This window comes from Streptomyces sp. bgisy100, from assembly GCF_057709105.1.
The window spans coordinates 89,122-115,735 of sequence record NZ_JBYITE010000014.1 but is presented as its reverse complement, the minus strand read 5'-3'; the positions used below and the strand labels follow the sequence as shown (position 1 = coordinate 115,735).

Below are 26,614 nucleotides of genomic sequence, written 5' to 3'. Positions count from 1 at the left end.
AACGGCGGGGCCGGGACCCGGGGTACGCCCCCGGGTCCCGGCCCCGGTCCGTTCCCCGGCTCTCTCGGCGAAAGACATCGAGGCCCCCGGGCCCGGACATACGAAAGCGGGCCGTCCGGTCGGACGGCCCGCTCTCTCTTCTGTGGAGCTAAGGAGAATTGAACTCCTGACCTCCTGCATGCCATGCAGGCGCTCTACCAACTGAGCTATAGCCCCAGGTCTCGCTCCGCCCGGTTTCCCCGGCGGCTCCGCCAACATTACACGGCCCACCCGGTCTTCCGCCAAATCGATGACCAGTCATCTCGTCCGCCGCCCGGCCACGGCGCCGCCCCGCCCGCCGGAGCGACGGCGGAGAGCCGGTCCGGGCGCCGTACGAGGCCCCGGCCGGGCTCATTCACGGCTCCGGCAGGCCCGCCACCGGCAGCGCCACCGGCAGCGCCACGTTCCGGATCCGCGCCCCCAGGGTGCGGTGGGTCACACCCTCTCCCGGGACGCACAGCCCGGACGGGGCAGTTGCGGTGAACTCCCCCGGAGCGGAAGGCGGATGGCGTTCGGCGGGTGCCGTCGGGCGGGGGAGACAGCGGCATCCGGGGGGGGCTCCACGGCCCCGTGACGGCGGCCAGGGCCCGTGGGCGCCAGTTCCCCACCCGGAGGTCCCGCCGGAGCCACCACGCACCAGGAGCCCGGGAAAGGCCGCGGGAACGCCGTGGAGCAGCCTGCGGGGACCGGGAACGAAGCCCGGCGCTCGGAGACCGGAGAGCGCGGCCGGAGGCCCGGAGCGCCAGCCCCGCGGCCGCCCGTGCCAGGACTCAGGCGGTCGCGAAGGAGTAGAAGCGCTTGAGCGTGCAGTGCTCGTCGAGGAGCCGTCCGTAGATCGGCTCGCCCTCGAGCTCGCGGTAGGTCTCGATCGGGTCGCCTTTTATGATCAGCGCCCGCGCGCACTCCTCGCACCAGTACTGGTACTCGGAGTTGATCGGCTCCATGTCGCGCACGATCGGCGTTCCGCTACCGCACCAGTCGCACTTCCGCCTGTGTGCACCCATCAGTCAGCTCCAGCAGTGGCCGCAGGCTGTGCACACGTAGGAAATCCCTCCGTTGTCCCCGAGCACCTGCGCCACATGGGCGGAGCCGCACGCTGGACACTTGAGGAGGGCCGGACAGTACGTCGCCTGGTTCTCGTCGGGGGGACAGGGGAGACGGAGCGCGTATTCCGACAGCCGGTTGTCATGGAATGCCGCGGCAATGTCGAGAAGATCGTCGGCCTCCTCGAAACTGCTCGTCGGCATGCGCACTCCCTCCCCTTCCGGCCGTTTGATTCTGCCATGTGACAGCCCGGAGGTCAGCGGACCTTCCGGACCGGACGGGTCCGTTCGAGGCCCACTTCGCGGATCGCGACAGACAAGCTGTGCGGATCGCGACAGAGAAGCTGCGGATCGCGACGGTCAGGTTGCGGATCGCGACAGAGAGACAGGACGCGGTCACCGGCCACAACGCGACGATCCCGCCTCCCCTGGGGGAGACGGGATCGGACGAAGCGTGGAGCTAAGGAGAATTGAACTCCTGACCTCCTGCATGCCATGCAGGCGCTCTACCAACTGAGCTATAGCCCCGCTGTTCTCATCGCCCCGGTGTTCTCACCGCTGCGCTGTGAACGAGAAGAAGCTTAACCGGTGACCTGGCCAGATGCGAAATCCGCCCCCGGCCTCCCGCCGGGGCGGCCCGTGGCCGCGCCCGGAACGGGCGGCGGCCCGGTCAGTCGTCGTCGCCGAGGACCGGCTCGGGCAGCGTTCCGGCGTTGTGCTCCAACAGACGCCAGCCGCGGGCTCCCTCGCCCAGCACCGACCAGCTGCAGTTGGAGAGGCCGCCCAGCGCCTCCCAGCTGTGCGGCTCCAGCCCGAGGAAGCGCCCGATCGTGGTGCGGATGGTGCCGCCGTGGCTGACGACGACGAGGGTTCCGCCGTCGGGCAGCTTGTCCGCGGCGCGCTCCACCACCGGCGCCGCCCGCTCGGCGACCTCGGTCTCCAGTTCACCGCCGCCGCGCCGCACCGGCTCGCCGCGCTTCCAGGCGGCGTACTGCTCGCCGTACCGCTCGACGATCTCCTCGTGCGTGAGGCCCTGCCAGCTGCCCGCGTAGGTCTCGCGCAGCCCCGGGTCGTGCTCGACGTCGAGCTGGGTGACCGAGGCCAGCTCACCGGCCGTGACGGCGGCCCGCCGCAGGTCGGAGGCGATGATCGCGTCCGGCTGGAGGGCCGCCAGCAGCCGCGCGGAGCGGCGCGCCTGGGCGTGCCCCTCCTCGGTCAGCTCGATGTCGGTCGTTCCCTGGAAGCGGCGCTCCAGGTTCCAGGCGGTCTGGCCGTGCCGCCAGAGGACGATCCTGCGGCCGCGGCCGCTCCCCGCGCCGTTCAGCTCAGCTCTCCGTCCAGCTCCTGCTCCGCGGCCTGGCGCTTCGCGTGCTCCTCGGCCTTGCCGCGGGTCGCGACGGCGTCCTCGGGCAGGCCGAGCTCGGGGCAGTCCTTCCAGAGCCGCTCCAGCGCGTAGAAGACCCGCTCCTCGCTGTGCTGGACGTGGACCACGACGTCCACGTAGTCCAGCAGCACCCAGCGGGCCTCCCGGTCGCCCTCGCGGCGCACCGGCTTGGTCTGGAGCTGCCGGTTCAGGCGCTCCTCGATCTCGTCGACGATGGCCTTGACCTGGCGGTCGCTGGGGGCCGAGGCCAGCAGGAAGGCGTCGGTGATCGCCAGGACGTCGCTGACGTCGTACGCGATGATGTCGTGCGCGAGCTTGTCGGCAGCCGCCTGGGCGGCGACGTTGATCAGCTCGATGGAGCGGTCCGTGGCGGTCACAAGCCAAGCTTTCGATCGGGAACGGGTACCCGTCCAGGGTCTCACGCCCCGCCCCCGGCCCCCGACCGGATTGCCGGGCGGGGGCCGTGCGCCGGACCGGTCAGCCGGCCCGGTAGTCCTGTCCGAGGACGACGCTGATGTCCGCGTTGGACGCGCCGCGGCCCTTGGCCACCGCGCCGGCCGGCAGGCCGAGCGTCTTGGCGACCTCCTTGGCCTTCCCGGCCTGTGCGGCGTCCGCGTAGGTGACCCGGGAGGCGGTCTGCGCGGCGCCTGCCGCACCGCCGTCGACGAAGGTGTAGCCGCTGTTGACCAGGGTGACCTGGGCGCTGGAGGAGGCCTTGCGGTCGCCGGTGGCGTTCCGGACGGTGATCCGCGGGGCGTCGTTCGGGTCGGTGTTCTTGACCGTGCCGCCCAGGACGTCCTTGACCACGCTGTCGGTGGCCTGCTCGCTGAGTGTGCCGTCCGGGCGCACCGGCAGCAGCGCCGTCCGGTACGCGCCGTTCTTCGCCTGCTCGGCGAGCTGCGCCAGGGAGGCGCCCAGCTGGCCCTCGGTCAGCGACGGGTCCGGGATCTGGGCGAGGGAGCGCACGGTCGCGGTCGCGGCGTCCGGGTCGCTCGACATCTTCTTCAGCGCGGCCTGCATGACCTGGCCGAACCGGCGCAGCTGCCGGGTCTGCGGCTCGCCGGGCGCGAGGTGGGTGGCGTAGCCGACCGCGGCCTGGCCGGAGAGGGTCCGTGCCTTCCCGCGCTCGACCAGCGGGTCGTCGCCCCGCTTCGGCGCGGGCACGGTCGCGTCGGCGTCGACGGTGATGCCGCCGACCGATTCGACGAGGTTCTCCAGGTACGGCGTGTCCAGCCGCCAGCTGCCCTGGATACGCGCGCCGAGGAGGGTGTCGAGGGCGGACCGGGTCGGCCCGGTGCCCTCGTCCGCGACCGACTTGCCCAGGGTGGTGCTGCCGCCGTCCTCGGTGCCGACCGCCAGGGAGTTCGGCAGCAGGACGGTGGTGCCCTTCCCGGTGGTCTCGTTGTCGACCAGCAGCGCGGTGGCGCCGGGCCCGCCCTTGGTGTCGCGCAGATGCACGACGATCACGTCCCGCTTCTGGCCGGCGCCCGCCGCGGCGGCGCCACCGGGTGCGGAGAGGCCGGGCACCTTGCCCGCGAACCAGAGGTAGCCGGCTCCGCCCGCGAGGGCCAGGACGAGGACCACGACGAGCATGACCACCCGGTTGCGGCCCTTGCGCTTGCGCTCGTCACGCCGCTCGGTGCGGGTCTCGGCGAACTTCAGCCAGTCGATGACGTCGTCGGACTCCTCGTCCGGCTCCTCGATGAACGAGAACTGCTCGGTGCGGTACTCCGGCCCCTCGTCGCCCGGCCGGCCGCCCGCCGGCGTCCCGCCGCTCCGGCCCTCGTCGTACTGGCCCTCGTCGTACTGGGCCTCGTCGCGCGGGCCCGGCTGCCGCGGGACCTGCGGCTGCGACCGCACCGGCTGGAGCGGGGGCGCCTGCGGTTCCGCGGCCTCCTGCCGCGGAGCCTCGGGCTCCGCGGGGGCGTAGGTCTGCGCGTAGCCGTCGTAGGACTGCTGCTGCGGGATCCACTGCCGGCCGTCGGTCTGCTGCGGGGGCGGCTGCACGGCCTGCGCCTGGGCGTACGGGTCGTAGTACGGGCGGCCGTACTCGTCGTACTGCGGCTGCTGGTGCTGCTGCGGCTGGTGCGGCTGGTGCTGCTGGGCGCCGTACGGGTCGTAGTACTGCTGGGCGTACGGGTCGTACGGCTGCTGTTGCGCCTGCTGCGCGTACGGGTCGTAGTACTGCTGCTGGTACGGGTCCTGGCCGTCCTCGGCCCCACCCTCGGCGTGGCTCCGCCCGGAGTGTGCGTCGTTCACCAGTGCCCCTTCCAGAGACGGACTAGCCGGCGTCCCGGTACAGCCCGCGTTTGTTGATGTACCGCACCACCCCGTCCGGCACCAAGTACCAGACCGGCTGCCGGGCCGCCACCCTCGCGCGGCAGTCCGTGGACGAGATGGCGAGCGCCGGGACCTCGACCAGCGAGACCCCGCCGTCCGGGAGCCCCGGGTCCGAGAGCACGTGGCCCGGCCGGGTCACACCGATGAAGTGCGCCAGCGAGAACAGCTCGTCCGCGTCCCGCCAGGTGAGGATCTGGGAGAGCGCGTCGGCGCCGGTGATGAAGAAGAGATCGCTGTCGGCGTTCTCCGTGTGCAGCTCGCGCAGGGTGTCGATGGTGTACGTCTTGCCGGCCCGGTCGATGTCGATCCGGCTGACCGAGAACTGCGGATTGGACGCGGTGGCGATCACCGTCATCAGGTAGCGGTCCTCGGCGGGCGATACCGCCCGGTGGCTCTTCTGCCACGGCTGCCCGGTCGGCACGAACACCACTTCGTCGAGGTGGAACTGCGAAGCCACCTCGCTGGCGGCGACCAGGTGACCGTGGTGGATCGGGTCGAACGTCCCGCCCATCACGCCGAGTCGCCGCTTCACCGGACCGGTCACCGGCCCTCCGTGCTCTCCCATGCGTGCAGAGCCTACTGTCCCGGTCCGGGAGCCGTCAGAGCCGTCCCCGGGCTCAGCGGTCGCGGTTGAAACGCGTGGTGATCCACAGCAGGAGCAGCAGGACGAACAGCGCACCGCCACCCGTCAGGTAGGGGTTGAGGCTTTCGTGCTCGCCGCTGTGCTCGGCGCCCTCGGCGGCGAGGGTGACCAGGGCATGGGCGGTGCTGGGGAGACTCATCGTCGGCAGGCCTATCCAGGTTGTCGTCGGGCATGACGCTTGGCGGCAACATCGTAAGCGGGCCCGGTGGGCAACCCGACGCCGACTCCTCGCGTCCTACTGGTCCCGTCCGCCGTATCCCCTCAACAGGAACCAGGCGAGCAGGGCCGCTCCCACCACGGAGACGACGATGAGGGTGCGCAGCAGCACGCCCGGACCCGTCTGGTCCGCGGCCACCGCGAGCTGGGCAGTGAAGTCCGACATGTCTCCACCGTAGCCGCGGACCCGGCGCACGCCGCGGGCGGGGCGGAGCCGGAACGCGTCTAGGCTGGGCCGTGGGGGACGGGCCGCAGAAGGGCCGACAAGGGGGCTTCGATGACCGAGAACACCGAGCACGCACCGGGCCGTCACCGGCGGCGCTTCCCCGGGATCTCCTCCCGGGCGTACGAGCATCCCGCCGACCGCTCGGCGCTGGTGGCGCTGCGCAGGCTGAGCGGGTTCGACACCGTCTTCAAGACGCTCAGCGGGCTGCTGCCGGAGCGCAGCCTGCGGCTGCTGTTCCTGTCCGACTCGGTCCGGGTCGGCGAGCGGCAGTTCACGCATCTGCACACGATGCTGCTGGATGCCTGCTACATCCTGGACCTGGAGAAGGTCCCGCCGATGTACGTGACCCAGGATCCGCAGCCCACCGCCATGTGCATCGGCCTGGACGAGCCGGTCATCGTGGTCAGCACCGGCCTGGTCGAGCTCCTCGACGAGGAGGAGATGCGGGCGGTGATCGGCCACGAGGTGGGCCACGCGCTGTCCGGCCACGCCGTCTACCGGACGATCCTGCTCTTCCTCACCACCATCGCCGTGAAGGTGGCCTGGATCCCGCTGGGCAACGTCGCGGTGATGGGCCTGGTGGCGGCGCTGCGCGAGTGGTTCCGGAAGTCGGAGCTCTCGGCGGACCGGGCCGGCCTGCTGGTGGGCCAGGACCTCCAGGCGTCGATGCGCGGGCTGATGAAGATCGCGGGCGGCAACCATCTGCACGAGATGAACGTGGACGCGTTCCTGGAGCAGGCGGAGGAGTACGAGGCGGGCGGTGACCTGCGGGACTCCGTGCTGAAGATCCTGAACCTGCTGCCGCGCAGCCACCCGTTCACCACCGTGCGGGCGGCCGAGCTGAAGCGCTGGGCGGAGAGCCGCGACCACCAGCGGATCATGGACGGCCACTACCCGCGGCGCGACGAGGACCAGGACACCTCGGTCGGCGACTCCTTCCGGGAGCACGCGAACCACTACGCCGACTCGGTGCGCACCAGCAAGGACCCGCTGATGGGCCTGGTCCGGGACCTCGCGGACGGCGCGGGCGACCTGGGCGGCAAGCTGCGGGACGCGTTCACCGGGGGCTCCGGCGGGCGGCAGCAGGACGGCAAGTCCGGCCCCGAGGGCACTACGGGGGCCTCCTAGAGGCTGCCGGCGGCGGGCACGGGTCCCCGCCGCCGTCGGGAGGCCCGGGCGCCCCGCTCGGCTACGGCTTCGGCAGGGGCTGCCCCGGCTCGGCTGCAGCTTCGTCAGGGCCGCCCCGCTACGGCTTCGGCAGGGCGTCGGGCGCCAGCACGCCGCAGAGCGAGGCGTGGGGCCGTCCGGCGTCGTACGGGTTCGTGCCGGCGGGGGCGTCGTTCCCGGCGCTCTGCCCGGCCAGCAGCGGCCGGAGCCGGTTCGCCGGGTCGGCGGCGCAGGTCAGGGGCCCTGCCTGGAGGCTGGTCTGGACGACCTCCAGGTGGTGGCTGCGCAGGTCCTCGCGGTCGAAGCGGAGGCGCACCTCGCGCCGCGCGGTGAACAGCGAGGAGTCCGCGGCCTGCTTGCCTTCCCGGGCCGACCGCAGAGCGTAGACGAAGGTGTGGTCGCCGGTGACCTCCAGCCGGTCCTGGCCGGTCTCGGCGACGGTGAGGCTGCCCTGGACCCGCACCCCGGGGTCGGCCAGCGTCGCCGTGGCGGGGTCGAAGCGGACGAGCCAGCCGGTGGCGGCGTGCCGGCCGTCGTCGACCGGACGGTCCATGCTGCGGTCGAACTGGTCGAGCTGGCCGGGGTCGAGCAGCACGCGGACCGACCGCGTCGCCCCGCCGGTCAGCACGGCGGGGTCGATGGCGGACCGGACGATGTACTCCTTGGCCGTGTCCAGGGCGGCCATGACCTGCTGCTCGGAGAAGTGCTCGGTCCCGCGGGCGGCGGGCATGGTGACGCCCGCGGCCCCGGTGCGGTACTCCGCGGCGGGGCTGCGCCCGAGGAGCGCGGCCGGTGTCCCGCCCGGCACGGCGCCCTGCGGGGCGAGCGGCACCACGGAGATCCGCAGCGGCTCCACGGTCCGCGCCGAGGGGCTCTGGTACGGGTGGCGTATCCCCATGTAGATGGCCGTGGCGAAGGCCAGCGCGATCACCACGACCAGGATCAGCGCCTGCCGGGACCCACCGGCCCGGGACCAGGCGCGGCGGCTGCGTACGGCCGGGGAGTGGTCGTCCAGCCGCTGCCGGGCCGAGAACTCCTCCAGCCGGGCAGCACGGACGAACGACTCGTCGAAGACGACGGATCGGTACTCGTCCTCTCCACCTCCCGGAACGCCCTCGGGTGTCCCCTCAGGTGGCTCTCCAGGCCCTGCCATACCAACAGAGTAGGTCGGAAGAAGGTCCGGTAAACGCGCTGGTACGCGACAACTTCTGACGGGGGTTCACGGCTGTGTCAGTGGGCGCGCGGGACGGCTGAGGCGGTCGGCGCGGCGGTGCCGGCGGTGGCCGACGGCAGCCCTCCCGGCTGTTCCGGGAGCTGCCCCACCGAGGGGCCTTCCACCTCGCTCGTGGCGGGCGGCGGGGCCGGCTCCTGCCGGCTGCCCGCAGCTCCACGGTAAACCGCGGCGAAGGCCAGCGCGACCATGCCCATGCCCATCAGCACGGCCAGCAGCCAGGCCACGGGGCGGTGCCAGCGGGCCGGGCTGCGGTAGGGGCGCAGGGAGCCGCCGTAGCGGCCGTACGGCCCGTAGAGCGCCTCCTCCGGGTCCCGCGGCGGGCCGTCGATGCCGTCCCGGTAGTAGTCGGGGTCGCCGTCGGGGCCGAAGTCGTCGTAGAAGTCCTCGTCGGCTCCTCCGGAGCCCGCGCGGGCACGGGCGGCCTCGGCCTCGGCACGGGCCTGCGCGGCGGCGAGCATGCGCTCGGCGGCGGTGGGCTCGTGGATCCGGGCGGAGCGGACGAAGTCCTCGTCGAAGACCACGGAGGCGAACGCGTCGTCCGCCGCTCCGTGGCTGTGGCTGTCGGGCTCCTCGCCGTCCGGGAACGGCCTGCCCCCCACGTCGTCCGGCACCCGTCCAGAGTACGGCCGGCCCGCCCGTTTGGGCAGGGCGGAGCGGAAATCCGCTACGGCCGGAACCGGCCTCCCGGGGGCCCGCCGCCCAGGCGCGGCACGGGTCGGGCCGGTGCCCGGGGGACGGCGGCCGCCGTCCCCCGGACGGGTGCTCCGCGTCAGCGGGTGTGGCCGTCGCCGGTGACCACGTACTTGGTCGAGGTGAGCTCCGGCAGCCCCATCGGGCCCCTGGCGTGCAGCTTCTGGGTGGAGATGCCGATCTCGGCACCGAAGCCGAACTGGCTGCCGTCGGTGAAGCGGGTGGAGGCGTTGACGGCGACCGTCGTGGAATCCACCAGTTGGGTGAACCGGCGGGCCGCGGCCTGGGACGTGGTGACGATCGCCTCGGTGTGGCCCGAGCTCCACAGCCGGATGTGGGCGACGGCCGCGTCCAGCGAGTCGACGACCGCGGCGGCGATGTCGTACGAGAGGTACTCGGTCTCCCAGTCGTCCATGGTCGCCGGGACCACGGTCGCCTTCGACCCGGCCTGCTCGGCGAGGTCCACCACCCGCTCGTCGGCGTGCACGGTCACCCCGGCCTCGGCCAGCGCGTCCAGCGCCCGCGGCAGGAACTCCGCGGCGATGTCCCGGTGGACGAGGAGGGTCTCCGCGGCGTTGCAGACGCTGGGCCGCTGCGCCTTGGAGTTGACCAGGATGTCGACCGCCATGTCGAGGTCGGTCTCCGCGTCGACGTAGACGTGGCAGTTGCCGGTGCCGGTCTCGATGACCGGCACCGTGGACTCCTCGACGACGGTGCGGATCAGCGAGGCGCCGCCGCGCGGGATCAGCACGTCGACCATGCCGCGGGCGCGCATCAGCTCGCGCACCGAGTCGCGGCTCTCGCCGGGGACCAGCTGGACGGCGTCCGCGGGCAGCCCGGCGCCGCCGACGGCGTCCCGCAACACCCTGACCAGGGCCTGGTTCGAGGCGTACGCGGAGGAGGAGCCGCGGAGCAGGACCGCGTTGCCCGACTTCAGGCAGAGCGCCGCGGCGTCGACGGTGACGTTGGGGCGGGCCTCGTAGATGATCCCGACGACGCCCAGCGGCACCCGGACCTGGCGGAGGTCGATGCCGTTGGGGAGGGTGGAGCCGCGGACGACCTCACCGACCGGATCGGGCAGGGCCACCACGTGGCGGACGTCGGCGGCGATGGCCCGCACCCGTTCCGGGGTCAGGGTGAGCCGGTCGACGATCGCCTCGCTGGTGCCGGCGGCGCGGGCCCGCTCGACGTCCTCGTCGTTGGCCTCGACGATCTCCTTCGTCCGCACCTCGAGGGCGTCGGCCATCGCCAGCAGCGCGTCGTCCTTGACCGAGCGTGGCAGCGGGGCCAGGTCGGCGGCGGCGGCGCGGGCCCGGTAGGCGGCGAGGACGACCGGGGACTTCGGGGTGGGATCGGCCAGGGGCGAGGGAAAGTCGCTGCTCATGCCGTCAGGGTACGGCCCGTTCCGCCCGGCGCCGCCACGGTTTCCGGCACCTGAGACGGCTCGGTACGGAGTCCGTCCGTTCCTGGCCGGAGGCGGTCCTCCGCGCACCGGGCGGCGGCCCGGGGGCGGCGGGCTCCCCATGTCCCGGACCGGACCGGGGAGTTCGGCACTGCCGAGGCCGGTGGGTCCGGTCCGGCGGCTGCCCGGAGCGGACCGGCGGGTCAGAACGGGTGCACCCCGACCGGGGCGGCCGGCGGCGGACCGTACCCCTCGGCCACCCGCTGGTGGTAGGTGTCGCGGTCGATGACCTCCAGGCCGACGATCTCCCACGGGGGCAGCTTGGCCGTCGACCGGTGCTCGCCCCAGAGGCGGAGCGCCACGGCCGCCGCGTCGTGCAGGTCCCGCGCCTCCTCCCAGTACCGGATCTCGGCGTGGTCGTTGGCGTAGCGGCTGGTCAGCAGGAACGGATGATCGTGGGCGAGCTTCTCCAGCGCCCGCCGGACATCGCTCAGCGGCGCCTCGGCGCCCGAGACGCTGAGCGTGACGTGCCACAGCCGGGACGCGTCACGGCCCTCGCACTCCGGGGTCCGCCCCGTCTCGGTGCCGGCCGCGGATCCCGGCCCGGCCGGCCGCTGCCCGGTACCGACGCTGGTCAGCGTCCGCTCCTCCCCCGCGGTCCGGCGGGTGGGGGTGCCGGCGCTCCCGGCCGCGGCTCGGACCGTGCCCCCGTCCCGGGGCAGCGCCCCTGGGCGCCCTCGTCTCACCGGTTCCCTCCTGACGTGCGTATCTGCTCCTCCTCACAGCCCCGACGGGCTGGAGGGTGCCCTCACGCGCGCGGGTGGAGCCGTGCGCGCTGTCGTCCCCCGGGCACCGGCGGCGCCCCCGACACCAAAGTTGACCAGTCCGCGGGGCGGCTGGGGGCGGTTTTCCGGAAGGTCTCCGTGGAAAGGCTGGACTTTTGGCGTATCCGCGACACGGGGCGACAGACCGTGTCCGGTCAGTGGCCGAGCACCACGAGGTCGTCCCGGTGCACGACCTCCCGCTCGTACGCCGGGCCGAGCTCACGGGCGAGATCCCGGGTGGAGCGGCCCAGCAGCCGGGGGATCTCCTTGGCGTCGAAGCTGACCAGGCCGCGGGCGACCGCCCGCCCCCCGGCGTCCCGCAGCTCGACCGGGTCACCCGCGCTGAACTCGCCCTCGACGGCGGCGATTCCGGCGGGCAGCAGCGAGGCGTTGCCCTCGACCACGGCCCGTACCGCCCCCTCGTCCAGGGTGAGCGCGCCCCGCGGGGTCGAGGCGTGGGCCAGCCACAGCAGCCGGTCGGCGGAGCGGCGCCCGGTCCGGTGGAAGTAGGTGCCGGTGGGCCGTCCGGCGACGGCGTCGGCGGCTTCCGAGGCCGAGGTGAGGACCACCGGGATGCCCGCGGCGGCGGCGATCCGGGCCGCCTCGACCTTGGTGACCATGCCGCCGGTGCCGACCCCGGCCTTGCCCGCGCTGCCGATCGAGACGCCCGCGATGTCCGCGGGCCCGGTGACCTCGCCGATCCGGGAGGTGCCGGGCGCGCTGGGGTCGCCGTCGTAGAGGCCGTCCACGTCCGAGAGGAGGACCAGCAGATCGGCGCGGACCAGATGGGCGACGAGGGCCGCGAGCCGGTCGTTGTCGCCGAAGCGGATCTCGTCGGTGGCGACCGTGTCGTTCTCGTTGACCACCGGCAGCGCGCCCATCGCCAGGAGCTTGTCCAGCGTCCGGTACGCGTTGCGGTAGTGGGCGCGGCGGCTGGTGTCGTCGGTGGTGAGCAGCACCTGGCCGACGCGGACGCCGTAGCGGGCGAAGGAGGCGGTGTAGCGGGCCACCAGCAGCCCCTGGCCGACGCTGGCGGCCGCCTGCTGCCGGGCCAGGTCGCGGGGGCGGCGCCGCAGGCCCAGCGGGGCGAGCCCGGCCGCGATGGCACCGGAGGAGACCAGCACGATCTCCTTCTCACCGCCGCTGCGCGCCTTGGCCAGCACGTCCACGAGCGCGTCGACCCGGTCCGCGTCGAGGCCGCCCGCCGCGGTGGTCAGGGAGGAGGAGCCCACCTTGACCACGACCCTGCGGGCCTTCGCGATCTCGTCCCGCACCGCTGCTGACCCTGCTGCCCGTGACACTGTGTTCCCCTGTCCCCCTGATCGACCGATGTTCCGCTGGCAATCTACGTCAGCGGAGCGGGCCGGCGCCCGGCCGTTCCGACCGGTGGGCGCCCGGCTCCGGGCCCGAGCGGGCCGCGGGTGGCCGCCGGGGTGGCGGACGACACACTGCGCCACTTGGTTCACCGGCTTTGAGCCCATTCGCGGTGATAGCGGTCACGGCAGATTGTCATCGAGGCGGCGCGCATCATACGGTCAGTGGTCGACCTGAGCTGCTGCCGCCGTACTGCGGCACCGGCTCCCCCGGCGGGACCGCCCCCACGGCCCGCCCACTGCTTCCGTCCGACCGCTTCCCTCGCCAGGAGCCCTGCCCGTGCCCTCTGCCGGACTCGCCCCCCGACGCGTCGTGCAGCTCACTGCACTGTCGGCGATGTTCGTGGCCTTCGCGGCCCAACTCGCCGGTGCGCTGCTGCCCAACGTGCCGACCTTCGCCGCCGCATCCGCGGCAGGCCTCGCACTCGACCTCTATCTGCAGCGCAAGCAGCCCGGTCTGCTCTCGCTGCTGGGCAAGATCCGGTTCGACGTCACCATCCGGCAGTTGCTGCGCGACATGCTGATCCTGGTGGGCCTGCTGCGCATCGAGGGCATCAACCCGCTGCACGAGCAGTCGCCGCTCACCATCGCGCTGCTCCTCTTCTACGGGCTGCACTTCGCCTGCCAGGCCGTCGCGGTCCTGGTGCGGCGCCGCCGCACGGTGCCCATCGTGACGCGGAACATCGACACCTCCTCGCTCGGCCTGACGGCCGCCCCGCCGCGGATCCTGTCCCGCCGCCCGGGCCACCGGCTGCTGAACTTCTCCGTACCGGCCACCGCCGGTCTGCTGGTGACCGCGATCACCCGCGACGCGACCTGGGGCGGCATCGGCCTGGGCATCGCCCTCGCCCTCTCCCTGGGCGGCACCGTCTACCTGGGGACCTGGCTGCTGCCCGGCAAGCGCGCCGCGAACGACCAGAAGGTGCTCGAGTGGCTGAACGCCTGGCTGGCCGAGTACCAGCCGACGGTCGGCATGTACTTCTCCGGCGGCACCACCTCGGCGTACCAGGCCAACATGTGGCTCTCGACGCTGGCCGCGCTGGACGGCAAGCCGCTGATCGTGCTCCGCGAGCGCTTCATGGTGCAGAAGATCGACGCCACGGACGTCCCCATCGTGTGCATCCCCAAGGTGGCGCAGCTGATGGCGCTGGAGCACTCCACGCTGCAGGTGCTGCTGCACCCGGCGAACTCCGGCAAGACCTCGCAGGTGCTGCGGATCCCGTCGATCAAGCACGCGTTCATCAACCACGGCGAGAGCGACAAGCTCTCCAGCTGCAACCCGTACGCCAAGGCCTACGACGAGGTGTGGGTGGCCGGTCCGGCCGCGCGCGAGCGCTACCAGCTCGCGGACATCGGCGTCGAGGACAAGGACGTCGTCGAGGTGGGCCGACCGCAGCTGGCGCCGATCCGGCCGTACGCGGGCGGCCCGACGAGCCCGTACACCAGCGTGCTCTACGCCCCCACCTGGGAGGGCTGGACGAACGACCCGGGCAACACCTCGGTGATCCTGGCCGGCGAGAACATCGTCCGTGAGCTGCTGGCCGACCCGAAGGTGCGGCTGCTCTACAAGCCGCACCCGATGACCGGCTCGGTCGACCCGCGCGCGGGCCGTGCCAACGACCGCATCAAGACGATGATCGCCGAGGCGAACGCCCGGCGCGGCGGCGACCGGCCGGGCCCGGAGGCCGCGGCGACGCTGGAGCAGGCCACCGCCGAGCTGAACGCGCTCACCAGCACCAAGTTCGGGACCAGCGCCGACGAAGCGGAGCGCATGATGCTCCAGGGCTCCCCGGACACCGGCCGGGCCGCCGCGGTCGCCGCGGCGACCGCCGCCTGGGAGGCCGCGTACTGGGCGTCCTTCCCGGAGTGGGAGCACCAGATCGTCACCGGCCCCCGCCCGGCGATCTACAGCTGCTTCAACCAGGCGGACCTGCTCATCAGCGATGTGTCGAGCGTCGTCTCGGACTACCTGACCAGCGAGAAGCCGTACGCCGTCGCCAACACCAGCGGCTTGACGGAGGACGACTTCCGGGCCGGCTTCCCGACCGTGCGGGCCGCGGCCATCCTCGACCCCGAGGCGACCGGGGTCCCCGCCCTGCTGGAGGCCGTGCGCAACCCGGAGAAGGACACCCTGGCCGCGGCGCGGGCGGAGCTCAAGGAGCACCTGCTCGGCCCGTCCGACCCGCCGTCGCTGGTCCGCTTCAACGGGGCCGCGCTGACGCTGGCCGCCAAGGCGGACGAGCGCCGGGCCCGGATGGCCGCCCGGCTGGCGTCCGAGATCCCCGCGCAGCGCGAGGACGTCTCGGAGGCCGAGGCGGCGATGTCCGAGGAGGAGCGGGAGCTGGAGCCCAACGGCAGCACGGACGACGCGGTCAACGCCTGACGTCGCCGTACGCGGAAGGGCCCCGGAACACCGTTCCGGGGCCCTTTCCGTATCTCCGGTGACTCCTGCGCACGATCGTTCCGCCGGGGCCGGTGCCGGTTCCGCCCGGCCGTTGTGCCGCGTCGCCCACCTCATCGGCCGCGGCGCAGTCCTGACGGGCGGTCAGCCCTGGCAGTCGCGCCCGTCCGGCACCGGGGCGGGCACGCTCGCCCGCTCCTCGGCGGAGAGCTCCCGCTGCCCGATGACTCGGCAGAGCTCGCTGCGCCACACCGCGGGATCCAGCCGGACCACCCGGTCGACCGTGGCGTCCAGCAGGAGGGTCTTCCCGTCCTCGGAGAAATCCAGGAAGTCGTAGGTGTTGTCCGAGAAGTCGAAGGACTCCACGTAGGCGCGGCTGCCGGCCCGGTAGATCCGCACCTTGCCCCCGTCGGCCACCAGGAACCGGTCGCTCCCCTCCAGGAAGCCCACGGCGAAGCCGCCGCCGCCGTCCTCTCCGACGGCGGGCAAGGGGCCGAGCACCCTCCGCCGCGACTCCAGCGACCACATCTCCGGGAGCGAGCCGCGTCGCAGCAGCGCCAGGTACCGGCCGCCCGGGTCCGTGAAGGCGCCCAGCGCGCCCTTGCCCACGGTGATGCGGTCCCCCTTGACCTCCCGGCCGGTCCGCAGGTCGACGACATGGATCCGCGGATCCTCCGGCCGCACGACGAAGACCCGGCCCGGCCGGGCAGCGCGCGTGACCGTGAAGTCCCAGTTCCCCTCCGGGTCCCGGTCCCTGCTGTGCACCAGCCCCATATCGAGGAGATCGACGTCGGACGTCTTCTTCCCCGTCCTGGCGTCCCAGCCCTCCAGCCGGCTCCCCGACACGGTGACGAACCCCTTGCCCGACATGTCGAAGAAGTGGCGCAGGTCCGCCACCCGTCCCAGGGCATCGGCCGGGGGCTTCGCCGGGTTGATCGTGGACACCACCTTCAGGGACGAGGTGTCGCGCAGGACGATCCTGTGGTCCCCCACCCGGTCGGCCACCAGCGCACCGTCCCGGCCGATGGTGATGCGCTCGTCGGTGCGGGGGACGTGGGCGCCCGCGGGGCGGGCCCGCTCGGCGATCACCCGGCCGGCCCCGGTCGCCGAGCGCAGCACGATCCGCGTCCCCTTCCGCACGATCTCGATCAACTTCCGGCCGTCCCCGGTCAGTGTGGCCATGTCCACCGGGACCCGCCCCCTTCTGGCGAGTTCGGCGTAGTAGGCAGCGGCGTCCCGCCGTCCGACGATCAGCAGGGCGCCGGACCGCTCGACGATGCGTCCGTCGCCGTCCGACCACCACGGGGGCGCCTGGGTCTCGGAGAGGACGGTTCCCCGCCGCATGTCCACGAGTTTCAGCCCCTGGGTGTCGTCGTGGACGACGCGGCGGCCCGTACGGTCCAGGGCGACGTTCCCACAGGTGCTCTCCGCGGTGATCCGGCCGAGCTGCTTCCGGTCGGCGATCCGCACGGTCCTGATCTCCGCGTTGAGGCCCTTCGTCACCCGGCAGTAGGCCACGGTGCTTCCGTCCGCCGAGACCGACGTGTCCGCCGCGCGGGCAGCCAGTTCCTCGGACCGGCCCGAGCGCCGGTCCACGGTCACCAGGCGGTTGTGGTTGTACAGCTCGTCATCGTCCTCGATCCGCGCGCGGGCCACGAGCGTGTCGTCGTCCGGGCCGAACCACACATCGACGAAGGACTCCCCCTTCGCCGGGGCGATGCGTCCGCCGAGGGAGCCCTTCGCAAGGTCCCACCACACGATGCGCCCGCGGGAGGCCGACGCCACGAGACGTCCGTCGTCGGACATCGACGCCAGGCGCTCGGGTTCGTCGAGGACCGAGTGGTTGGGGATGGGGCCCTTGGGCAGCACGTGCGCCGGACCGACCGTGCCGTGCTCCCCCGTCCGCACCTCGTGCCAGACCAGCGAGCCGTCGTTCGCCAGATAGCCGACGCGCCCGGCGTCGCGGGACATCACCGGCTCGACCGCGCTCCTCCGGGCGGGCAGCCGGACCCGCCGTATCCGCCCGTCGGACTCGCGCAGGAAGAGCGTCACCCGGCCGAGTTCGGAGACCACGAGGGTCGCCCGGCCGTCGGGACTCGCCGTGACCGCCTGCACCTTGCCCATGGTCCCGGAGAGCACGGTGTGTGCGCTCCGGTATTCGCCGTAGCGTCTCAGCAGCTCGTTCCGCGCCTCGCGGGTGGGCGACGTGCGGTAGGCGGACATCGCCAGCAGGATCGACATCCCGGGGTCCTGGTACACCGAGTCCGCGGAGATCCCGGCCAGCGAACGGGACTGCGACTGTGCCGCCTTCTCGGCGCTGACCTGCCGCTGGTAGAGGAAGAGCGACCCCAGCAGCGTCGCGACAACCAGCACCACGGCCACCAGGGTCCTGACGATGTGCTTCCGGCGGCCCTGGTTCCGCAGGCGCTCGCGACCCTGCTCCAGGAATCCGCGCTCCGCCGCTCCGAGGTCCCCGCCACGCTTCTCCGACCACGTGTCCGCCACCGCCAGGGCCTTGGTGCCGGGCAGCAGTTCGGGGTCCCGGCCGGAAGCCTCCCAGCGGGCCAGATCCAGCCGCAGATTCTCCCGCCAGGCCAGGAATTCCCGGTCCGCTTCGACCCATCGGGCCAGCCGGGGCCATCCGTTGATCAGCGCCTCGTGCGCGGGCTCGGCGGTCTCCTGCCCCTCGGTGCCGCGGCCGAGGACGAGCAGCCGCCTGGCCGCCAGCCGCCGCGCGATCCGCCACTCGGCGGCGCCGAGCTCACCGCGGGTGACCTCACGGCGGGTGACTGCGCCGGCGGAGGCCGTCGGGACGCGTACGAGCTGGGTGAACAGCCGCCGCATCGCCTCCTCCTCGGACGCGGCCACGCACTCCCGCCAGGCGTCCTCGGCCTGATTGGCGAGCGCGCCGCTGACCCCGCCCAGCTCCTCGTACGCCTCGTGCGTGAGCAGTCCGCCCGACGGTTGCTCCCAGAGTCCGGCCAGCGCGAAGCCGAGCAGCGGAAGGGTGCCGGGGGCGTCCCCGGCGTCGGCGAGAATCCGGTCGACGAGACCGGGGGCATAGGCGAGGGCCGGGATGCCGTCGAGCGGCGAGGTGACGACTTCCCGCAGCTGCCGCGGGGACATCGTGCAGAGCGCGTGGATCTCCTGGCTCACGGCGGGCCCGAGGACGGGGTGGTCCAGTGCGGCGTCCAGGAAGTCGGCGCGCAGGGTGAGCAACAGCCTCAGTTCCTCGGGCGGGTCCTCCGCGAACAGCACGGAGGCCCCCTGGTCGAAGAGTACGGAGGCCCCGTCGTCCGCCTCCTCCTCGGCCATCAGTTCCTCCGCCTGGTCGACGACCAGGAGCAGCCGTTGGGCCCCGGTGTGCCGCAGAGCGTCGGCCACGGCTCCGGCGAGCCCGTGGCCGGCGAGCTCCTCCGCCAGCTCGCGGATCTCCCGCAGCCGCTGTGCACCCGCCAGCTCCGGCCGCAGCAGCGCCGTGAACTCGGCGGCCAGCGCGGATAGCAGCCGGTGGCTGCGGGTCGGGCGCAGGACACACACGGCCCACCCGGCGCTGCGGAGCACCGGCACCACCCCGGCGAGGGCCAGCGAGGACTTGCCGCAGCCGGACGGCCCGACGAGGGTGACCAGGGGTTTCTCACGGACCAGTGCGGCGAGCGCGGCGCTCTCGGCCGCCCTGCCGTGGAACACGTCGGCATCGGATTCCCGGAAGGCCGACAGGCCCCGGAACGGTGACTCCGGCAGCACGAAGTCCCGTAGCGAGGGAAGGGCGCTCACCAAGCCCTGGGTGGAGATCAGATACCCGGCGCGCGGGCCCTTCGTCTCGGCGAGCGCGACCATGCCGACCACCGCGGACAGCTCGTCGTCCCAGACCGGACTGCCGCTGAAGCCGCGGGAGATGGGGTACCCGCCGGGTTCGGCCGGCTCCGTCTGGAGCCAGCCCGCCGCCTGCCGGGCACGCAGCCGGCCGGCGTGCCACACACCGTGGTCCCGCCCGTCGGGGAAGCCGAAGGCACGCATCGGGTGCTGCCAGACGTCTCCGGCCTCCACCATTCGCACCGGCCGGGCGCCGGGCAGCGGGGCGCTCAGACGCAGGACGGCGAGGTCGCCTCCGCCGGACGGATCCTCCGGCAGCCAGTGCTCCACGGTGGCGGTCACCGTCGTACCGTTCCCCGGGGGCCCGGTCAGGGGCAGGTCCAGCTCCGTCACGGCGTCGGCGGGCGGTTCCTCGCCGTCGCGCAGTCCCAGAGCGGTGGCGACCACATGGGCGCAGGTGACGGCCAGTTCCGTGGTGATGAGGAAGCCGACGCCCACGGGCCGGCCCGCGGGGTCCCTGATTCTGAGAACGGCCGTTTCGAGCGCCTCCGGCCCGGCTCCGAGCCCCACCGCGCCCACCTCCCCCGTGAGTCGGTCCTCGGCGGGATTATCCCGGCAGGGGATCCTCGGGGGCAGAGCGAATCCAGGTCAGGGAGACGGAGAAGTTGGCCGCGGTGGCCGTGCTGGCGATCACCACATCGGCCTCCGCGGACAACGAGATCCCGAACTGCACGGTGATCTCGTCGGGGGCGTCGACCGCCCCACGGAAGGTGTTCACGAAGTTCATCGCGACCGGGCGCACGGTGCTGAGCATCTCGTCGAACGACCGGGTGGCGCGCGCCGCCGTCTGACCGCCGGACCTGCCCACCCGGACGAGTCCTTCGTCGAGTTCGCGGACCTCCACCCTGACCACCTCGGGGTCCTCGCCGTCCCCGGCGCCCTCACCGATCGGGACATCGACCACGTACACGGGCCCCACCGTTCCCCTCCGTCGCGGCACTGCGGCTCTCCGGAGATCGTAGGGACCGGTCTCCGGGGAGCCGCAGTGATCGCGGGAAGAAGGGCGTCAGAACGGCTTGAAGTCGTCGAACTCCTGCTGCGCGTCGTCCCGTTCGGCGTCCCGGTCCCGGCGGCGCTGGGCGGCCGGACGCGGAGCCTCGAAGCGGTGGTCCTCACCGCGCCGGCCGAGCATCTCGGCGCCGGCGGCCAGCGTCGGCTCCCAGTCGAAGACGACCGCGTTGTCCTCGGGGCCGATGGCGACGCCGTCGCCCGCCCGGGCGCCGGCTTTGAGGAGCTCCTCCTCGACGCCGAGCCGGTTGAGCCGGTCGGCGAGGTAGCCCACGGCCTCGTCGTTGCTGAAGTCGGTCTGGTGCACCCAGCGTTCGGGCTTCTCACCGCGCACGCGGAAGAACGCCTCGCCCTCGGCCGTCACCGTGAAGCCCGCGTCGTCCACGGCCTTCGGGCGGATGACGATCCGGGTCGCCTCCTCCTTCGGCTTGGCGGCCCGCGCCTCGCCGACGATCCCGGCGAGCGCGAAGGACAGCTCCTTGAGGCCGGTGCGGGAGACCGCCGACACCTCGAAGACCTGGTGGCCGCGCTCCTCCAGATCCGGGCGGATCATGTCGGCGAGGTCCTGGCCGTCGGGGATGTCGACCTTGTTGAGGACGACCAGCCGCGGCCGGTCGTCCAGGCCGCCGTACTGCGCCAGCTCCGCCTCGATCACATCGAGGTCCGAGGCCGGGTCGCGCTGCGACTCCAGGGTGGCGCAGTCCAGGACGTGCACCAGCACCGTGCAGCGCTCGACGTGCCGCAGGAACTCCAGCCCGAGGCCCTTGCCCTGGCTGGCGCCGGGGATCAGCCCGGGGACGTCGGCGATGGTGTAGACGGTCGAACCGGCCGTCACCACACCGAGGTTGGGGACCAGGGTGGTGAACGGGTAGTCGGCGATCTTCGGCTTGGCGGCCGAGAGCACCGAGATCAGCGAGGACTTGCCGGCGCTCGGGTAGCCGACCAGCGCGACGTCCGCGACGGTCTTGAGCTCCAGCACCACGTCCCCGGTGTGGCCGGGCTCGCCCAGCAGCGCGAAGCCGGGGGCCTTGCGGCGGGCGGAGGCGAGCGCGGCGTTGCCGAGCCCGCCGCGGCCGCCCTGCGCGGCGACGTACTTGGTGCCCTGGCCGACCAGGTCGGCGAGGACGTTGCCCTGCTTGTCGAGGACGACGGTGCCGTCCGGGACCGGCAGGACCAGGTCACTGCCGTCCTTGCCGGAGCGGTTGTCGCCCTCGCCGGGTTTGCCGTTGGTGGCCTTGCGGTGCGGGGAGTGGTGGTAGTCGAGGAGCGTGGTGACCGACTGGTCGACGACCAGGATCACATCGCCGCCCCGGCCGCCGTTGCCGCCGTCCGGGCCGCCGAGCGGCTTGAACTTCTCGCGGTGCACGGAGGCGCAGCCGTGGCCTCCGTTACCCGCGGCGACATGCAGCTCGACGCGGTCCACGAAGGTGGTCATACGGATGCCTCCTGCTGTGCTGACGGACATGCTTCTTCTGCTGCAACAGACCGAGGGCGGACCCTCTTCCCCGCGCGGAACGGTGGGGAAGGGCGGTCCGCCCTCGGAAAGGTGCTCTGTCGTACCGGGTGCCGCCGGGCCCGCCGGGGTGTTCCCCCGGGGCTCCGACGGCGTGCGCTGAACGAGGTCAGCGACGGGCTGAAAAGATCAGCCGACCGGGACGATGTTCACGACCTTGCGACCACGGCTGGTGCCGAACTCGACCGCACCGGCGGCGAGGGCGAACAGCGTGTCGTCGCCACCACGGCCGACGCCGGTGCCCGGGTGGAAGTGGGTGCCGCGCTGGCGGACCAGGATCTCACCGGCGTTGACGACCTGACCGCCGAAGCGCTTCACGCCGAGCCGCTGAGCATTGGAATCGCGACCGTTCCGAGTGGACGATGCGCCCTTCTTGTGTGCCATCTCTCCTCAGTCCCTTACTTCGCAGCCGTGGGGATGCCGGTGATCTTCAGCGCCGTGTACTGCTGGCGGTGGCCCTGGCGCCGACGGTAGCCGGTCTTGTTCTTGTACCGAAGGATGTCGATCTTCGCACCCTTGTGGTGGTCCACGATCTCGGCCTGGACCTTGATGCCGGCCAGCACCCACGGGTCGCTGGTCACGGTGTCACCGTCGACAACGAGCAGGGTCGAGAGCTCGACCGTGTCGCCCACGTTGCTCGTGGAAATCTTGTCAACCTCAACGATGTCGCCGACAGCAACCTTGTGCTGGCGACCACCGCTGCGCACGATTGCGTACACGCGGATCTCACTCTCTCGCTCGAAACGGGACCCTTGATGCCAGCCGCTCCCACGGACCAGGGGCCCGCGATATCCGGAAGGACGAGCGGCCTCTCCCGGCGGACCGGGAGGGAGTTGCTCAGGGGGTGGCGCACAGAGACGCCGACGGTCAAGGTTACGGAACCCCGACCAGGGGGTCAAACCGAGTCCCCGCAGCCGCGGGGGAGACTCCGGTGGCCCCGCCGGAGCGGGACCACCGGACGCCGTGACTAGGCCTCGTCGGCCGGGGCGGACGCCGCGGTCTGCTCGGCCGCCGCCTTCTTCGTCGTCTTCTTGGCCGTGGACTTCTTGGCCGTCGTCTTCTTCGCCGCGGTCTTCTTGGCGGTGGTCTTCTTCGCCACCGTCTTCTTCGCCGCGGCCTTCTTGGCCGTCCGCTTCTTCGCCGGAGCGGGCGCCTCGGCCTCATCGGCCGGGGCGTCGGCGGCCGGAGCCGTCACGGACCCGTCCTCAGCGGCCGGGGCGGCCGCCTCGGCGGACTCCGCGGACCGCGGGGCCTGTGCCGGGGCGGACTCGGCGGCCTGCTCCGCCACGCCGGACGGGACGACCACGACACCGGCGTCGTCGGCGGCCTTCGGCGAACCGGCCGGAGCCGTCGCCTTACGGGTCGCCCGACGGCGGGTACGGGCCGGAGCGGCCGGCTCCGGGGCCTCGGCGGCAGCCGGGACCTCGGTCACGGCCGGTGCGGCCTCCGGCAGCGGCTCGGCCTCCGCGGGCTTCGCCTGAGCGACGACCACGGCCTCCTCTGCGGCCTTCGGCGGGCCCGCGGGAGCGGACACCTTGCGGGTCGCCCGGCGGCGGGTCCGGCCACGGCCCGCCGAGGCCTCGGCCTCGGCGACGCTGCTGAACAGCTCCTCGTCCGCCGCGAACGCCGGCTCCGGCAGCTTCCGGGGCTCCGCGACCTCCGCGGCGACCTCGGTCGCGCTCTCCACGGCCCGCGGCTCCTCCGCGACGGCCGGCTCGTGCACGTGCTCGGCAACGGCCTCGGGCTGCTGACCGCCGCCCTTGCCCTTCTTCTTGCGCTTGCCGCCGCCACCGCCGCCGGCGGCCGTCGGCTGCTCGACGTGGACGATCACGCCGCGCCCGTTGCAGTGGACACAGGTCTCGGAGAAGGACTCCAGCAGGCCCTGGCCCACCCGCTTGCGGGTCATCTGGACCAGGCCGAGCGAGGTGACCTCGGCGACCTGGTGCTTCGTCCGGTCCCGGCCCAGGCACTCCAGCAGGCGGCGGAGCACCAGGTCCCGGTTGGACTCCAGCACCATGTCGATGAAGTCGATCACGATGATGCCGCCGAGGTCGCGCAGCCGGAGCTGGCGCACGATCTCCTCGGCCGCCTCCAGGTTGTTCCTGGTGACCGTCTCCTCGAGGTTGCCGCCCTGACCGGTGAACTTGCCGGTGTTGACGTCGACCACGATCATCGCCTCGGTCCGGTCGATCACCAGCGAGCCGCCGCTCGGCAGCCAGACCTTGCGGTCGAGCGCCTTCATCAGCTGCTCGTCGATCCGGTAGGTGGCGAAGACGTCGACCTCGGAGGTCCACTTCTGCAGCCGGTCGCTGAGGTCCGGCGCCACGTGCGAGACGTAGCCGTGGATGGTCTCCCAGGCGCTGTCGCCGCTGACGATGACCTTGGAGAAGTCCTCGTTGAAGATGTCGCGGACGACCCGGACGGTCATGTCCGGCTCACCGTAGAGAAGGGCCGGAGCGTTGGCGCTCTTCGCCTTCTTCTGGATCTCCTCCCACTGCGCCTGGAGCCGCTCGACGTCGCGGCGCAGCTCCTCCTCGCTGGCGCCCTCCGCGGCGGTCCGGACGATGACGCCCGCGTCCTCGGGGACGATCTTCTTGAGGATCTGCTTCAGCCGTGCGCGCTCGGTGTCCGGCAGCTTGCGGCTGATGCCGGTCATCGAGCCCTCGGGCACGTAGACCAGGTACCGGCCGGGCAGGGAGACCTGGCTGGTGAGCCGGGCGCCCTTGTGACCGATCGGGTCCTTGGTGACCTGGACGAGGACGGACTGGCCGGACTTCAGCGCGGTCTCGATCCGGCGCGGGCCGTTGGACATGCCCAGCGCCTCGAAGTTGACCTCGCCGGCGTACAGGACCGCGTTGCGGCCCTTGCCGATGTCGACGAAGGCGGCCTCCATCGACGGCAGCACGTTCTGGACCTTGCCCAGGTAGACGTTGCCGACGTAGCTGGTGGCCTGCTCCTTGTTGACGAAGTGCTCGACGAGGACGTTGTCCTCCAGCACACCGATCTGGGTGCGGTCGCCCTGCTGACGCACGACCATGACCCGCTCGACGGCCTCCCGGCGCGCCAGGAACTCGGCCTCGGTGATGATCGGCACCCGGCGGCGGCCCTGCTCGCGGCCTTCGCGGCGGCGCTGCTTCTTGGCCTCCAGACGGGTCGAGCCCTTGATGGACTGCACCTCGTCGGAGGGCTCGGGCTTGGCCCGCGGCTCACGGATCTTGACGACCGTGCGCTCCGGGTCGTCCGTGGCGCTCTCGCCACCGCCTCCTCCGTCGGCGTCCCCGCTGCGACGGCGGCGGCGACGGCGACGACGGCTGCTGCTGGAGCCGCCACCGGCGCCGGACTCGTCCTCGTCCTGCTCGCTCTGCTCGGGCTCCTCGGCGCGGTCCTCGGCCTCGTCCGGCTCCTCGGCGGACTCGCCGGACTCCTCGGCGCCCTCCGCGGTCTCCCCGCGACGGCGACGACGGCCACCGCGACGGCGGCGGCGGGCCGGGCGGTCGCCCGACTCGTCCTCGCTGTCGCCCCGGTCCTCGGCCTCGGTCCCGGCCTCGGCGGCGGTGTCCGTGGCGGTGTCGGTGGTCTCCTGCTCCGGGGCCTCGACCGGTGCCGCCTCGGCGACAGCGGCGCGACGACGGCGTCGGCGCGAACCGGGAGCGGGCTGCTCCTCGGGCTCCTCGGCGCGCTCCCGCTCGGCGGCAGCGGCCGCGGCGGCGCTCTCCGGGGTCTGGAACATCGGCTCGGTGAACACCGGCGCCTGGAAGACGGCGGTCGGCGGGCGCACCGCACGGCGGCGGCCCCGCGGCGCGGCGTCCTGCTGCTCCTCGGCGCTCACGGCCTCGTCGGTCTCGGCCTGCGCGGCCTTCTCCGCCTTGGCGACCTTCTCCGCCTTCGCGGCCTTGCCGCTCTTCGCGCGCTTCTCGGTCTTCTCTGCCTTCTCGGTCTTCTCTGCCTTCTCGGCCTTTTCCGGCTTGTCGGCCTTGGCTGCCGTGTCCGGCTTCTCGGCCGCCTGCGCGGCGTCGGCCTGCGGCTCGACGGCCGGGGCGTCCGCGGCGCGGGTGGTCCGGCGCCGGGTGCGCCGCTGCGGGGCGTCGATCGCGTCGGCGACGGTGACCGACTCGGTCTCCGCGGCGGGAGCCTCGGCCGACGGCGCCTCGGCGGGCGCCTCGGCGGATGCCTCGGGCCTGCGGGCCGAACGGCGGCGGCCACGTCCCCGGGGCGCCTCGTCGACGGACTCGCCGGTCTCACCGGACCGGTCGGACGTCGCGGCTGCCTCGGGGGCACCGGACGCGGCGGACTCCTCGGCGCGGTCACCGCTGCCGGCGGCCGCGGCGGCCTCGGCGGTCGGGGCCTCGGCGGTCGGGGCGGACACCTTGCGGGTCGCCCGGCGGCGGGTACGGGTGCGCGGCGCGTCCTCGGCCGGGGTCTCCCCGGCGGATTCGGCGGCGGGCTCGGCGACGGACGCGGTCACGGCGGCCGGAGCGGACTCCTCCGCACCGGCGCTCGGTGCGGCCTCGGCCACGGGCGGCGCACCGGCCGGAGCCGTCGCCTTACGGGTGGCACGGCGGCGGGTGCGGACCGGCTCCGCGACCGGGGCCGGGGCCTCGGCGGGAACGTCCTGGTCAGCGGCGGCCGCGGCGGCGGCCGGGCTCTCGGCGATGATCTCGACCGGCTCGGCGGCGGGCGGCGCACCGGCCGGAGCCGTCGCCTTGCGCGTCGCGCGGCGGCGGGTGCGGACCGGCTGCGGCTCCGGGGCCGGGGCCTCGGCGGCCTCCTCGATCTCCTCCTCGGAAAGGTTCTCCGGGGTGGCGGGGAGGACGGTCACGGCCTCGTCCGGGTCCGGGGTCCCGGCGGCCGCGGCCTCCGGTGCTCCGGACGGTATGGCCGACGCCGTGGCGTCGGTGCTCGCCGCGACCGGCGGACCCGCCGGCCGGGATGCCGCGCGGCGGCGCCGCGGCGGCAGGTTGTCACTGGGGCTGTTGTTGTCTGAGCTGTCCCCGGCGGCGCTGTTGCGCGCCGCCTCCGTGGGCTCCATTGGCTCGAGCATGCGGGCGGTTCTCCCGTCACGCTCCCGGGCGCCGCGCCTGACTCCGGCAGCGGCCCACGTGATGAGCGTGGTGCCGCCGTCCGGGGCGCGGGCGCCACACGGGAGCTGTCGTCTCGCTCGCCGGGGCCGGAGGGCCCGACACCGGCGAAAGTCTGCTTTCTCGGTGCGTCTGCCGGACCCGGGTGGCTCCCGGT

At 73.2% G+C, this 26,614-nt stretch carries 21 protein-coding genes and 2 tRNA genes; 2 read left to right on the top strand and 21 right to left on the bottom strand.

Annotated elements, in window-relative coordinates; all coding sequences use genetic code 11:
* Positions 1-143: 143 nt before the first annotated feature.
* The 10 genes from AC3EQ1_RS12825 to AC3EQ1_RS12780 form a co-directional block, all read right to left on the bottom strand.
* Positions 144-216: transfer RNA gene (locus AC3EQ1_RS12825), tRNA-Ala, on the bottom strand.
* Between the two features lie 593 nt (positions 217-809).
* Positions 810-1,043 carry a hypothetical protein gene (locus tag AC3EQ1_RS12820; protein ID WP_351512021.1) on the bottom strand — a complete coding sequence of 78 codons (234 nt, stop codon included), beginning with the start codon at positions 1,041-1,043 and terminating at the stop codon, positions 810-812.
* Positions 1,044-1,046: 3 nt separating this feature from the next.
* Positions 1,047-1,286, bottom strand: coding sequence for a hypothetical protein (locus tag AC3EQ1_RS12815; protein WP_351512023.1), 240 nt, complete (start codon positions 1,284-1,286; stop codon positions 1,047-1,049).
* Positions 1,287-1,537: 251 nt separating this feature from the next.
* Positions 1,538-1,610, bottom strand: a tRNA-Ala gene (locus AC3EQ1_RS12810).
* Between the two features lie 142 nt (positions 1,611-1,752).
* On the bottom strand, positions 1,753-2,406 hold the full coding sequence (locus tag AC3EQ1_RS12805; RefSeq protein WP_432094460.1) for a histidine phosphatase family protein: 654 nt from the start codon (positions 2,404-2,406) through the stop codon (positions 1,753-1,755).
* A complete protein-coding gene (rsfS, locus tag AC3EQ1_RS12800; RefSeq protein WP_432094434.1) occupies positions 2,403-2,843 on the bottom strand; it encodes a ribosome silencing factor in 441 nt (146 codons plus the stop codon). The genes AC3EQ1_RS12805 and rsfS overlap by 4 nt, the downstream gene beginning before the upstream one ends.
* 100 nt (positions 2,844-2,943) lie before the next feature.
* Entirely contained in the window at positions 2,944-4,725 is a 1,782-nt protein-coding gene (locus AC3EQ1_RS12795) for an LCP family protein (RefSeq protein WP_432094433.1), read from the bottom strand.
* Between the two features lie 22 nt (positions 4,726-4,747).
* The gene (nadD, locus tag AC3EQ1_RS12790) at positions 4,748-5,371 is read right to left on the bottom strand and encodes a nicotinate-nucleotide adenylyltransferase (protein WP_432094432.1); all 624 of its coding nucleotides are present in this window, start codon (positions 5,369-5,371) and stop codon (positions 4,748-4,750) included.
* Positions 5,372-5,423: 52 nt separating this feature from the next.
* Positions 5,424-5,588 (bottom strand): hypothetical protein, encoded by a 165-nt coding sequence (locus AC3EQ1_RS12785; protein WP_432094431.1) that lies wholly within the window; start codon positions 5,586-5,588, stop codon positions 5,424-5,426.
* A 96-nt stretch (positions 5,589-5,684) separates the two neighbouring features.
* The gene (locus AC3EQ1_RS12780) at positions 5,685-5,831 is read right to left on the bottom strand and encodes a hypothetical protein (protein WP_432094430.1); all 147 of its coding nucleotides are present in this window, start codon (positions 5,829-5,831) and stop codon (positions 5,685-5,687) included.
* Between the two features lie 111 nt (positions 5,832-5,942).
* Here AC3EQ1_RS12780 and AC3EQ1_RS12775 point away from each other — a divergent pair, with 111 nt between their 5' ends.
* On the top strand, positions 5,943-7,019 hold the full coding sequence (locus tag AC3EQ1_RS12775; protein WP_432094429.1) for a M48 family metallopeptidase: 1,077 nt from the start codon (positions 5,943-5,945) through the stop codon (positions 7,017-7,019).
* A 118-nt stretch (positions 7,020-7,137) separates the two neighbouring features.
* On the opposite strand, the gene AC3EQ1_RS12770 is transcribed toward AC3EQ1_RS12775, so the two are convergent.
* The 5 genes from AC3EQ1_RS12770 to proB all read right to left on the bottom strand — a co-directional run bounded on the left by AC3EQ1_RS12770 (position 7,138) and on the right by proB (position 12,449).
* Positions 7,138-8,211, bottom strand: a complete 1,074-nt coding sequence (locus AC3EQ1_RS12770; protein ID WP_432094428.1) for an SCO2583 family membrane protein — start codon at positions 8,209-8,211, stop codon at positions 7,138-7,140.
* Positions 8,212-8,288: 77 nt separating this feature from the next.
* Positions 8,289-8,903 carry an SCO2584 family spore wall biosynthesis protein gene (locus AC3EQ1_RS12765; RefSeq protein ID WP_432094427.1) on the bottom strand — a complete coding sequence of 205 codons (615 nt, stop codon included), beginning with the start codon at positions 8,901-8,903 and terminating at the stop codon, positions 8,289-8,291.
* 158 nt (positions 8,904-9,061) lie between these two features.
* Complete coding sequence (locus AC3EQ1_RS12760) at positions 9,062-10,366, bottom strand: glutamate-5-semialdehyde dehydrogenase (protein WP_432094426.1); 1,305 nt, start codon at positions 10,364-10,366, stop codon at positions 9,062-9,064.
* A gap of 221 nt (positions 10,367-10,587) precedes the next feature.
* Positions 10,588-11,130: a hypothetical protein gene (locus AC3EQ1_RS12755; RefSeq protein ID WP_432094425.1), complete on the bottom strand. Its 543-nt coding sequence runs from the start codon at positions 11,128-11,130 to the stop codon at positions 10,588-10,590.
* Positions 11,131-11,363: 233 nt separating this feature from the next.
* Positions 11,364-12,449, bottom strand: a complete 1,086-nt coding sequence (gene proB, locus AC3EQ1_RS12750; protein ID WP_432094459.1) for a glutamate 5-kinase — start codon at positions 12,447-12,449, stop codon at positions 11,364-11,366.
* A 412-nt stretch (positions 12,450-12,861) separates the two neighbouring features.
* Between proB and AC3EQ1_RS12745 the strand changes: the two genes are divergently transcribed.
* Positions 12,862-14,964, top strand: coding sequence for a hypothetical protein (locus AC3EQ1_RS12745; RefSeq protein ID WP_432094424.1), 2,103 nt, complete (start codon positions 12,862-12,864; stop codon positions 14,962-14,964).
* 162 nt (positions 14,965-15,126) lie between these two features.
* Here AC3EQ1_RS12745 and AC3EQ1_RS12740 read toward each other — a convergent pair whose 3' ends face one another.
* From AC3EQ1_RS12740 to AC3EQ1_RS12715, 6 genes are all read right to left on the bottom strand, one after another.
* Positions 15,127-19,368 carry an nSTAND1 domain-containing NTPase gene (locus AC3EQ1_RS12740; protein ID WP_432094423.1) on the bottom strand — a complete coding sequence of 1,414 codons (4,242 nt, stop codon included), beginning with the start codon at positions 19,366-19,368 and terminating at the stop codon, positions 15,127-15,129.
* Between the two features lie 37 nt (positions 19,369-19,405).
* The gene (locus AC3EQ1_RS12735) at positions 19,406-19,768 is read right to left on the bottom strand and encodes a CU044_2847 family protein (RefSeq protein ID WP_432094422.1); all 363 of its coding nucleotides are present in this window, start codon (positions 19,766-19,768) and stop codon (positions 19,406-19,408) included.
* Between the two features lie 96 nt (positions 19,769-19,864).
* Entirely contained in the window at positions 19,865-21,301 is a 1,437-nt protein-coding gene (gene obgE / locus AC3EQ1_RS12730; RefSeq protein ID WP_432094421.1) for a GTPase ObgE, read from the bottom strand.
* A gap of 207 nt (positions 21,302-21,508) precedes the next feature.
* A complete protein-coding gene (rpmA, locus tag AC3EQ1_RS12725; protein WP_388845938.1) occupies positions 21,509-21,763 on the bottom strand; it encodes a 50S ribosomal protein L27 in 255 nt (84 codons plus the stop codon).
* A 14-nt stretch (positions 21,764-21,777) separates the two neighbouring features.
* Positions 21,778-22,098 carry a 50S ribosomal protein L21 gene (gene rplU, locus AC3EQ1_RS12720; protein WP_351512048.1) on the bottom strand — a complete coding sequence of 107 codons (321 nt, stop codon included), beginning with the start codon at positions 22,096-22,098 and terminating at the stop codon, positions 21,778-21,780.
* A gap of 248 nt (positions 22,099-22,346) precedes the next feature.
* On the bottom strand, positions 22,347-26,420 hold the full coding sequence (locus AC3EQ1_RS12715) for an Rne/Rng family ribonuclease (RefSeq protein ID WP_432094420.1): 4,074 nt from the start codon (positions 26,418-26,420) through the stop codon (positions 22,347-22,349).
* Between the last annotated feature and the right edge of the window lie 194 nt (positions 26,421-26,614).

Coding starts and splice junctions, on each gene's coding strand:
- AC3EQ1_RS12820 (WP_351512021.1), bottom strand. CDS start 1,043: ATGGGTGCACACAGGCGGAAGTGCGACTGGTGCGGTAGCGGAACGCCG.
- AC3EQ1_RS12815 (WP_351512023.1), bottom strand. CDS start 1,286: ATGCCGACGAGCAGTTTCGAGGAGGCCGACGATCTTCTCGACATTGCC.
- nadD (WP_432094432.1), bottom strand. CDS start 5,371: ATGGGAGAGCACGGAGGGCCGGTGACCGGTCCGGTGAAGCGGCGACTC.
- AC3EQ1_RS12785 (WP_432094431.1), bottom strand. CDS start 5,588: ATGAGTCTCCCCAGCACCGCCCATGCCCTGGTCACCCTCGCCGCCGAG.
- AC3EQ1_RS12780 (WP_432094430.1), bottom strand. CDS start 5,831: ATGTCGGACTTCACTGCCCAGCTCGCGGTGGCCGCGGACCAGACGGGT.
- AC3EQ1_RS12775 (WP_432094429.1), top strand. CDS start 5,943: ATGACCGAGAACACCGAGCACGCACCGGGCCGTCACCGGCGGCGCTTC.
- AC3EQ1_RS12770 (WP_432094428.1), bottom strand. CDS start 8,211: ATGGCAGGGCCTGGAGAGCCACCTGAGGGGACACCCGAGGGCGTTCCG.
- AC3EQ1_RS12760 (WP_432094426.1), bottom strand. CDS start 10,366: ATGAGCAGCGACTTTCCCTCGCCCCTGGCCGATCCCACCCCGAAGTCC.
- obgE (WP_432094421.1), bottom strand. CDS start 21,301: ATGACCACCTTCGTGGACCGCGTCGAGCTGCATGTCGCCGCGGGTAAC.
- rpmA (WP_388845938.1), bottom strand. CDS start 21,763: ATGGCACACAAGAAGGGCGCATCGTCCACTCGGAACGGTCGCGATTCC.
- AC3EQ1_RS12715 (WP_432094420.1), bottom strand. CDS start 26,420: ATGCTCGAGCCAATGGAGCCCACGGAGGCGGCGCGCAACAGCGCCGCC.